The sequence below is a fragment of the Clostridium sp. HBUAS56017 genome, assembly GCF_007115085.1.
Lineage (GTDB): Bacteria > Bacillota > Clostridia > Clostridiales > Clostridiaceae > Clostridium > Clostridium cibarium.
This window is the reverse complement of record NZ_SULK01000021.1, coordinates 66,566-75,134: the sequence shown is the minus strand read 5'-3', so window position 1 is coordinate 75,134 and position 8,569 is coordinate 66,566. Positions and strand designations below refer to the sequence as shown.

The window sequence follows — 8,569 nt, the reverse complement described above, 5'->3', positions numbered from 1 at the left end:
TTAATTTCATTTCATCAGTTGTAAAAATAGGTAATGTCTTATTTTCTCTTAGAACCGTATCCTTTGGAATTATTATTTTTTTCCACTACAAGGATTATTAACAATATAAGAATTGTCAACACAATAGTTTAGAAATTGTTTTAATAATTTGTTAGAATTATTAATCAAACTATAAAATTTATATTACAAATAAGTCTTTCCAATGATATTTAATTATACTAATATATTGATAATAAGAAGATTACATAAAATAGGAGGGGAAAGAAATGAGAAAAACGAATATAATAGGAATGTTAATATTATTTTTATTGATTATTACAGGATGTTCGTTAAAAAACAACAATAAAGTAGAATACAAATATAATGGTGAGAATGATAATTGGAAAATAGAATATAAAACATCAAAAAATAAAGAACAGTATGAGAGAATACTTAAATTCACATATAAAGGTGATTTAGCAGATTTAAAATCTTCAGAAGTTCTAAAGTATTCTTACAAAACAGATATAAACCATGGAAGTGGTGAAATATAATTGGGTGATGATATCAATACAAAATCATTTCAACATAGCATATCGGGAGAGGGGTCTAACATAGTAAAAGAAGATTCAGTAATAGTAACTATAGCAGTAGATCAAAAAATAGAAACTATAGATTTGAAATAGTAATATGATATAAAAAAACTCCCTTATTATTAAAGGGAGTTTTTTGAGAGAATTAAAAGCTTTTGCTATTGTAGAGCCTGAATTTGAAGAAGCAATATTGTCAGATAAAGAGAAAAAAGTTATTGATGGAGCTTTCAAGTAATAGAGTATTTGCAATTAAGAGGGGAGCTATTACTTCCTTCATAATTATGTAGATATTTCACAGTAAGTGAGGTGAAATTTCATGGATGATAAGCCATATTCTTTAGAAGATTATGAAGGTGCAAAGTTGCAAGGTCTTAATTTAGATGATTGGAATGATTATGTGAGATATTATAATTTAGGTTCAAGTTACTAAGAATAGTTCGTAATTTGTAGGAAGTGGGTAGAAACTTATAACTAATGTTCTTTGAAAATTGAATAATGTGATATTTGCTAAATATACTATAACTAGATTATAATGCAAATGAATTATATAATGCTAGGGAGGGATATAAATGTATATTAATGAGGATGAAATTGTTTCACTAACAGATGAGTATGGTGGCCAGTGGGGTATAAATCATACAAAAAGGCTATTACAGATTATTTCAGTTATTAGTGAAGGGCTACAATATAATCGTGAGGCTGTATGGGTTGCTGCTTATTTGCATGATTGGGGAGGATATGCAAAATGGTTTAACCCAGATATTGAACATCCTATACGTTCAAAACAACTAGCAGAAGAATTTTTAGGTAACAAGGGATACAAGAAGGAATTGTTGGAACTTATACTGGAATGCATAGAGTTTCATCATTCGGATAACCATAACAGATCAATTGAGGCAATGCTTCTAAGTGATGCGGATAAGTTGGACCTGTTAGGAATAGTGGGTCTGTTAAGAGAATTTTCCATGAAGCCAAGGGATTTGAGAAGAGCATATGAAACTGTTATCAGCAGGAAAAGTAAGTTGCCTGGAGTGCTTTGTTTAAAAAAATCACGGGAAATTGCTGAAAAAAGAGTGAAACTGATGGATGAGTTAATAAAAGAATTTGATGAAGAGACATTTGGATATTTTTAAAAAATGTAAATTTTTTGCAAAGTCTTATTATTGATATAAACAAAAATAAATGACAGATATAAATATCGCATTATTCAGAATTGTAAAAAACGCGAGTGTATTTAAATTCAGAAGAGACAATTAATAATATAATAATGATTCAATTTGACTATGATGAAACTGATAAAAATCTTACCTTGGGAATGAGTAATTTTGTTGGCCTGTTATTAACAGAAGGGCAACTTAGGAAGTTCATAGAGGATACGACAGATTCTAAAGTTGAAGTTCTTTATTTAGGAAAAGGATATTCGATAAGAATTAACAGAAATAAACAGATTAGAATTGCAGTTAGAAATAAAAAGTGGACAGAAGTAGCAAAGCTTAAAGCAGAGAAAGCAGATTTAGAACTTAAGATTAAAAATATGTGGAAAAAGAGTTGATTATTATTTTATTATATCTTTATTATTATAATAATATTACTGTTTTCAATGGTTTTAAGGTTATATAATAATATCATAGAAATAAATCAAAAGGCACTTACATTGCAGTTTGTAGGTGTCTTTTACTTTTATTAAAAATAAATTTTAAATAGGTTTACAAAATCGTATAAGCTGATGTTTTAAATAGTGTAAAACAAATAAATTTTAGGAGATGGTTAAATGGGTAATTTTAAAACATTAAATTTTGGAGTTACATATCATGGATATGTTGTAAGGACTAAATCTAGTGCATTTAGTTTTATATCTAAAAATGGGGGAGAAACTTCAGAATTATTTGATGTAATGAGGTTCTATAGTGATAGTGAAGCGGCAAATTATATTACTGCAAATAATCTAGATACTTCATTGTATCAACCATGGCCAATTATAGCAGAATTTAAATGCTAATAAGGCAATTAAAAGGGCAAGGCACTTATTTAGTTGTAGGTGTCTTTTGATTATTTTTAGAAGTTATTTGAAATACTTAGAAGGAATTCACAATTTTTCATATAACAATTATTATATGAAAGGAGTGAAATTATGAGCAAATTTAAAGCATTAGAAAATTTGCCTGGGCATCTTAATAATTATGCAGAGTAATGTAGATATAATAGAGCAGATTAAATAAAGAAATGTCCAATATGTGGAGTAGATATATTTTCTAAGATGCATGGGAAATATGGGCAAGAGGTAAAGTGATTTCTATATTAGAATGCCCTAGTTGTGATGAAGTTTTTATCTTAAAGTATAATCCAATAATTGAGGAAGATGATGAAAGATATATTTTAGCAGAAACATATAAATGCGTTCTATTATTTGTAAAGTTTATAGAATTTTGATATTGTTGAGGGACAAACCTTTGATTGATATTAAAACTTAAAAATGTTAATAAATTTGCAACAGCACAAGAGCCACATATGCAATTAGGATTGTATTTTGTATTTGGTATTCTTTCACCAATCATATTAAGATGAAGTTGTGGTTGACTTGCTGTTTTTGTTTAATTATACATAATTTTCACAAATATATAAATAGAGAGGGAAAACTAATTTTTTTGAGTTCTAATAAAGTATCGTTTAAAAATGATAGTGTGAGATTGGATTATGGGAGAAAATACCTGGTGTGAATTATTCAATATGTAGCATACTATATCTGTATTAAAAATTAGTAATCCATTTAAATTAAAAAGCTAGTGAGTAGGATTAAAATCTTGCTTGCTACCTTTTAAAGTTTTTAAAATTAATACTACATAAAATTACATAATCATCATCTGTGAGTATGATAGATTTTGTTTTTCTTCCATAATTAGCATTTATCAATTTACCAAAATACCTAGCATCTCTTATTAGCCTTTTTGCTGGTACTGATTCAGGGCTAATTATATCTATTATCTTATTTGAAGCAATGAAATTTCCAAAACCTATTTTGATTAATTTAATTCTCATAAATACACCTCACTTAATTTCCAATATTTTCAATAACCATTTATATTTAAATATATGGTAGATTTGTGTCGGTATCATTACAGAATTATTAAGAAAATATTACAATATATAGAAAACATAACATTATATCTAAAATTAGTTAAAAGATGCGGATGATTATGACATTACTGTACAGGAGGAAGGTAATCTGCGAACTAAAAGTAAAAAAACAAATATTTTAGTGTAATTTAAAAATAATGAAGAAATTGTTAAAGAACTTAAAAAAATAGGATGGAAAATATCTAATAAGTATTTATGTGGGATTTAATTAATGTCAATGTATTATCTTTTTCATATAGTTTTTACTAGTATATTCTAACTAAGTGGATCTATCTCTGGATAATTAAGTTTGTTATATATGTCTGTTATTTTTTCAGATACACTTATATCAGCAGTATAGAAAGAATTATTATATGAAATTTTATCTGAACAAATACCTATTTGATGAGTTTCACCTTCTGAATCTTTAATATTTATCAAGTATCCCCAACCCTTATATGGATCGTCAAGTTTTTCTTTCATATTGATAGATTTTATAAAAGATATTATTTTGCTCATATCTTCAGATGATGTAACATTCTTTTTTTGTACAGTATTACCACTTTTAGTAATTGAAATAGAGCTAGGAACTATATCCATTTCTATAAAGTGTTCTTTATTCATTGTTTTTACCTGACTTTCTTTATAAAAAGTATTTAAGAAAAAAAGAAGAGACATAATCACAATAATAATAAATCCTAAAAGTGAAATTTTTTTCATAAAAATCAGCTCCTACTTGAAGTAATAACATAGTTTTAATATTATGTCAAATAAGTAATTAAAAGTTATATAAGTAAAATAAGGAAATGAAGATATTATACATAGATGGATATGTGGTATACGATATTTTTGAAATAAAGTTGTATTATATGGGATTTGAATAACAAGTATGTAAAGTTGTAATATATTAATTGTTATTAAATGGTACAAGCTTAGAATTAAAGGGGGAATTATATTATGAATAAGAAATTATTAAGTTTAGTAATTGTAGGAATTTTAACAGTAACTTCATTACCAGCAGTAACTACATCAGCTGCTGAAATTAATAGTACTAAAAGTGTTATATCAACAGTAAAAGCAAGGAGCAGTTGGCAGGATGGTTATATCCTTCCTGGTACTGATATATACTCAGAACCATATTCAGATCGTTATTATGGTTCTGTACAAACTAAAACCGAAGCAGATATTCAATATTATGGAAATGGTTGGTATAAAGTATACTTTAGTGATCAATATTTCTATGTATATGGTCGTGGTCATTTAGAGTTCTAAAAAGAAAGTTAACCTTGAAAGGCAGTAGTTAGGAGTAAAATCTTAGTTACTGTCTTATTTTTTCATTACTCAGGTATAAGTATTAGTAGCTATTGATAATAAGCTAAAATGTCTATATACAAATATTAAATATGTAAAACCTCAAGCCAGGGGAATAATTAGATAAAGGAATTCTTTGGTTAAATGGTGAATTGTGATATAATAAGTCGAAATCAAATTTAGATAAATTAAGATATTAAAATTAGTAAAGAGATTTAAATCAAATACGAGAAAAAGTGGAGGAATTATGAATAGAAAAAAATTAACAGCTATATTAATATTAATTTTTACAGGAATTTTCATGATAGGTTGTGCTAATAAGCAGATATCAAATGATACAGATTCTAAGGAAGGAATAAAGACAGAAGTTCAACAACCAGTAGATACTAACACTACTAAGGAAACAACATCAAAAAATACAAGTGAAAAAAAATATAAAATAACTAAAGAGGTTTATAAAATTAAGAATGTAATTATAAATTATCCTCAAATTAGTGGGTTAAGTGATATTAATAAGCAATCAACTATAAATAAACTAATTAAAGATGGAGCTGAGGCGTACATTAGCAATGGAGTTGAAGATAATTTAAATTTAGAGATTAATTATAAAATAACATTATCAAATGAAAATGTATTAAGTATTCAATATTCTGGGGTAGCAAATTTAGAGCAGGCTGCACATCCAACCAATGTATTTTATACTACTAATATAGATATGAATAATGGAAAGATAATAAAATTAACTGATCTTCTTAAAGTAAATGAAAATCTTGCAAATTCTTTTAAGAAGGGAAAATTAGTTTGTTATACAACTTTTGATAACGAAAAAGATACAGTAGAATATCAATCAAATATAAAAGAGCTTGTTAATAATATGGATAATAATGAGTTGATTTCGCAGTTTGAAAAAGCAGATTCTAAAGAAAAAATGATAAGTGAATATGTAGCTTTTTGCTATTTAACAGAAGATTCTATTGGAATAAGTATTGGTGTTGGGCATTCAGCAGGAGATCATGTGGAATATGAGATGAAATATGCAGATTTAAGGAATAATAAAAATACTAACAATAAGATTTGGTAGTAAATAAAAGGTTTGATGGCTTGTTGTTCTATAAAAAGTTATCTTAAAGTGGATGAGGAGCAGGCCAAAAAACCTTCATCAAAATATAAAACATACATTATAGATAAAAGTTAGAGAGGATCTATTTCATTATAATCAAGACTATCATATAAACCTTGAAATTCATTATTAACATTTTGGTCTATAGCATAAGATGTAGTATCAAAATTTGCTATCATTCCGAGAGTTACAGAATGTTTTTCATCATTACTATTCGTAATTGTTATACTATACATCCACCCCTTAATTTCTTCATTAGATTTTTTTTGAACTTTTATATTTTGAATAAAAGAAATTATTTTTTTCATATCTTCATCAGAAGTTACAACCTTTTTTAAAACTGGATTGCCAGTTTTAATTATTTCTATTTGTTTAGGTGTTGTAGTTGATATGCTTTTAATCATCTTAGTTTTTTCGTCATCTTTAGAAATAATCATTATAGCAAATATTAGTGTAATTAAAGATATAATAATTATTGTTGTAAAAATAATCTTCTTAATCATATTTATCTCCTTTGTTACAAATTATTTTATTAAATATTATTTTTGTTTTATTATACATAATTTTCATAATTATGTAAATGAAAAAACAGCTAACCTTGAAAGGCAGTAATTGAGAGTAAAATCTTAGTTATTGTCTTTTCTTATGTGAACAATATATTTTATCATTTAGTTATTATAATAATATGGGAATTTTCAGCTTAAATGATGTGAGTTCATCATATAGAATATATAACAATAAACTTATTAGGTTAATTATTGAGTATCTTACAAATTAATGTTGGGTGGTGATAAAGTATGCAAATACCTTTTGACTTCCCAAGTGATGAAGCTAGAATCAAGAATCAAGAGGTTGCTTTATCACTTCTTAAAAAAATCATATATTGATATAGGAATTCCACAGGAACAAGCTGAGGAATTAACTGGAAAAAGAATATTAGAAAACTCTTAGATGATAAAAATAGAAATTTTATTTGTAATGCAACTCAATTAGAATTTACAAACAAAACTTTTGTTGAAGCTATTTCTTCTACATCGCCAATGAGAGATAGAAAATATAAGAATGTTAGGCCAGATTTAATAATTCTTGATGATTATCAATCTGAAGATGATGTTAGGATTGAGGTGGCTAGAGAAAAGAAGTGGAAAAGATATTCTGATGATGTTAAGTTTGCAGATATTTATAAAGAAGAAAAAAGTAATAGAGATGATCTTCTTAATGAAATAGCAATGATTTTATTAACTTACAAAATTGTAGATAGGGTTGTGAAAATAAATTCTGGTGATAAGAAGAAACTTTATGATGAAATAAGCCAATCCATTTCTAACATTCTCCATTATAAAGAAATGAAAATATGTATAAATTTATTTGCCTAAAGCACATACTACCTATGATAAAACATAGAAAAAGTATATTATACAACTCATAGTTAAAGGGAGTGTGAATTGAATTGGTACATACAGCAAAAGAACATGTGGATCTCTTTTCAGAAGTTACTGTTGATCCCAAAAAAATCGGGAGTGAGCTAGAAGAGTTAATTACAAGTAATCGTCTTATTGAAGAAACAAAATTGAAAGATACAAGAGGGGTTACTGAATCAACGGCTCAGCTTATACGTAAAGATCAGAAAAATTTTGGAGAGAATGACGTAGTAGCGTTTAAGAATGCAATTAATAAGTTAATTGAAGATGGAATTTATAAGACTATAACTGAAATGCATGCTGATATGTCACATAATATGCATGGTAGCATGGGGGAAATTGGACTATTAAGATTTTTATCATGGCATAGACGTTATTTATTAGCATTTGAAGAAGCATTACAAAATGCTGATCGTACATTGCGCCCACAAGCAGAAACACTTATAACTATTCCATATTGGCGTTGGGTAGATCCATTTCCTGAATGGTTACAAGGTTTTTTACCTGCACCTCATCCAGTAACAGGTAATCCAGTACCATCTCGTAAGTTGTCTCCACCTGACTTAAAACCTTCGGCTAGTGACATTGATTTCATAATTAATGATTTTCAACAACAGCTTCCTGAAGCAAATGTGGATGGATATTCTAGATTTACTTACGGGCTAGAAGGTTTCGGCAGAAGAGCAGATAATTCTATACTTCCTGCCCATAATCAGGTGCATAATTGGGTAGGTGGAATTATGAATAACATAATGTATTCCCCTACAGATCCAGTATTTTGGTTGCACCATGCTGAAGTTGATCGTCTATGGCATATTTGGCAAAAGAAAAATCCAGATTTTCATCCTATATTGACAGGAAATGATAGCGTGATGGATCCTTGGCGAGAAACTTCTGTTCAATTAGCATCAATAACAGTACTTGGATATAGTTATGAAAGTGAATCGTTATAAGTAGGAGTTTTTACATTTTATAAAGAAATCCAATAAAATAAAGCTAGTTACTATAAGTTTGGGTAGTATGTGAATTCC

14 protein-coding genes are annotated in these 8,569 nt (G+C 27.4%); 10 read left to right on the top strand and 4 right to left on the bottom strand.

Annotation, left to right across the window (positions count from 1 at the left end; all coding sequences use genetic code 11):
* Positions 1-266 precede the first annotated feature (266 nt).
* The 5 genes from FAY47_RS16055 (at position 267) to FAY47_RS16040 (ending at position 2,571) form a co-directional block, all read left to right on the top strand.
* Positions 267-533, top strand: coding sequence for a hypothetical protein (locus tag FAY47_RS16055; protein WP_143317912.1), 267 nt, complete (start codon positions 267-269; stop codon positions 531-533).
* Positions 534-665 carry a hypothetical protein gene (locus FAY47_RS21230; RefSeq protein WP_279232121.1) on the top strand — a complete coding sequence of 44 codons (132 nt, stop codon included), beginning with the start codon at positions 534-536 and terminating at the stop codon, positions 663-665. It begins immediately after the preceding gene.
* A 476-nt stretch (positions 666-1,141) separates the two neighbouring features.
* Positions 1,142-1,705 (top strand): HD domain-containing protein, encoded by a 564-nt coding sequence (locus tag FAY47_RS16050; RefSeq protein ID WP_143317911.1) that lies wholly within the window; start codon positions 1,142-1,144, stop codon positions 1,703-1,705.
* A 134-nt stretch (positions 1,706-1,839) separates the two neighbouring features.
* Entirely contained in the window at positions 1,840-2,124 is a 285-nt protein-coding gene (locus FAY47_RS20415; RefSeq protein WP_207706260.1) for a hypothetical protein, read from the top strand.
* Between the two features lie 219 nt (positions 2,125-2,343).
* A complete protein-coding gene (locus tag FAY47_RS16040; protein WP_143317910.1) occupies positions 2,344-2,571 on the top strand; it encodes a hypothetical protein in 228 nt (75 codons plus the stop codon).
* A 253-nt stretch (positions 2,572-2,824) separates the two neighbouring features.
* On the opposite strand, the gene FAY47_RS20670 is transcribed toward FAY47_RS16040, so the two are convergent.
* The 3 genes from FAY47_RS20670 to FAY47_RS16030 form a co-directional block, all read right to left on the bottom strand.
* Positions 2,825-3,127 carry a hypothetical protein gene (locus tag FAY47_RS20670; RefSeq protein WP_207706259.1) on the bottom strand — a complete coding sequence of 101 codons (303 nt, stop codon included), beginning with the start codon at positions 3,125-3,127 and terminating at the stop codon, positions 2,825-2,827.
* A gap of 253 nt (positions 3,128-3,380) precedes the next feature.
* Entirely contained in the window at positions 3,381-3,608 is a 228-nt protein-coding gene (locus FAY47_RS16035) for an extracellular matrix/biofilm biosynthesis regulator RemA family protein (protein ID WP_143317909.1), read from the bottom strand.
* A 354-nt stretch (positions 3,609-3,962) separates the two neighbouring features.
* Positions 3,963-4,406, bottom strand: a complete 444-nt coding sequence (locus FAY47_RS16030) for a hypothetical protein (protein ID WP_143317908.1) — start codon at positions 4,404-4,406, stop codon at positions 3,963-3,965.
* Positions 4,407-4,643: 237 nt separating this feature from the next.
* Between FAY47_RS16030 and FAY47_RS16025 the strand changes: the two genes are divergently transcribed.
* Complete coding sequence (locus tag FAY47_RS16025; RefSeq protein ID WP_143317907.1) at positions 4,644-4,958, top strand: hypothetical protein; 315 nt, start codon at positions 4,644-4,646, stop codon at positions 4,956-4,958.
* 286 nt (positions 4,959-5,244) lie between these two features.
* Positions 5,245-6,078 carry a DUF4163 domain-containing protein gene (locus FAY47_RS16020; RefSeq protein WP_143317906.1) on the top strand — a complete coding sequence of 278 codons (834 nt, stop codon included), beginning with the start codon at positions 5,245-5,247 and terminating at the stop codon, positions 6,076-6,078.
* A gap of 110 nt (positions 6,079-6,188) precedes the next feature.
* Here FAY47_RS16020 and FAY47_RS16015 read toward each other — a convergent pair whose 3' ends face one another.
* Positions 6,189-6,620 carry a hypothetical protein gene (locus tag FAY47_RS16015; RefSeq protein ID WP_143317905.1) on the bottom strand — a complete coding sequence of 144 codons (432 nt, stop codon included), beginning with the start codon at positions 6,618-6,620 and terminating at the stop codon, positions 6,189-6,191.
* 322 nt (positions 6,621-6,942) lie between these two features.
* Here FAY47_RS16015 and FAY47_RS21225 point away from each other — a divergent pair, with 322 nt between their 5' ends.
* From FAY47_RS21225 to FAY47_RS16005, 3 genes are all read left to right on the top strand, one after another.
* A complete protein-coding gene (locus tag FAY47_RS21225) occupies positions 6,943-7,068 on the top strand; it encodes a hypothetical protein (RefSeq protein ID WP_279232117.1) in 126 nt (41 codons plus the stop codon).
* Between the two features lie 89 nt (positions 7,069-7,157).
* Entirely contained in the window at positions 7,158-7,493 is a 336-nt protein-coding gene (locus FAY47_RS21015) for a hypothetical protein (RefSeq protein WP_243129640.1), read from the top strand.
* 74 nt (positions 7,494-7,567) lie between these two features.
* Positions 7,568-8,491 (top strand): tyrosinase family protein, encoded by a 924-nt coding sequence (locus tag FAY47_RS16005; protein ID WP_143317904.1) that lies wholly within the window; start codon positions 7,568-7,570, stop codon positions 8,489-8,491.
* The last annotated feature ends 78 nt before the right edge of the window (positions 8,492-8,569 follow it).

Excerpts from the sequence above, each read along its gene's own strand:
- FAY47_RS16055 (WP_143317912.1), top strand. The coding sequence starts at position 267 with ATGAGAAAAACGAATATAATAGGAATGTTAATATTATTTTTATTGATT.
- FAY47_RS16050 (WP_143317911.1), top strand. The coding sequence starts at position 1,142 with ATGTATATTAATGAGGATGAAATTGTTTCACTAACAGATGAGTATGGT.
- FAY47_RS20415 (WP_207706260.1), top strand. The coding sequence starts at position 1,840 with ATGATTCAATTTGACTATGATGAAACTGATAAAAATCTTACCTTGGGA.
- FAY47_RS16040 (WP_143317910.1), top strand. The coding sequence starts at position 2,344 with ATGGGTAATTTTAAAACATTAAATTTTGGAGTTACATATCATGGATAT.
- FAY47_RS20670 (WP_207706259.1), bottom strand. The coding sequence starts at position 3,127 with ATGATTGGTGAAAGAATACCAAATACAAAATACAATCCTAATTGCATA.
- FAY47_RS16035 (WP_143317909.1), bottom strand. The coding sequence starts at position 3,608 with ATGAGAATTAAATTAATCAAAATAGGTTTTGGAAATTTCATTGCTTCA.
- FAY47_RS16030 (WP_143317908.1), bottom strand. The coding sequence starts at position 4,406 with ATGAAAAAAATTTCACTTTTAGGATTTATTATTATTGTGATTATGTCT.
- FAY47_RS16025 (WP_143317907.1), top strand. The coding sequence starts at position 4,644 with ATGAATAAGAAATTATTAAGTTTAGTAATTGTAGGAATTTTAACAGTA.
- FAY47_RS16020 (WP_143317906.1), top strand. The coding sequence starts at position 5,245 with ATGAATAGAAAAAAATTAACAGCTATATTAATATTAATTTTTACAGGA.
- FAY47_RS16015 (WP_143317905.1), bottom strand. The coding sequence starts at position 6,620 with ATGATTAAGAAGATTATTTTTACAACAATAATTATTATATCTTTAATT.
- FAY47_RS21225 (WP_279232117.1), top strand. The coding sequence starts at position 6,943 with ATGAAGCTAGAATCAAGAATCAAGAGGTTGCTTTATCACTTCTTAAAA.
- FAY47_RS21015 (WP_243129640.1), top strand. The coding sequence starts at position 7,158 with ATGAGAGATAGAAAATATAAGAATGTTAGGCCAGATTTAATAATTCTT.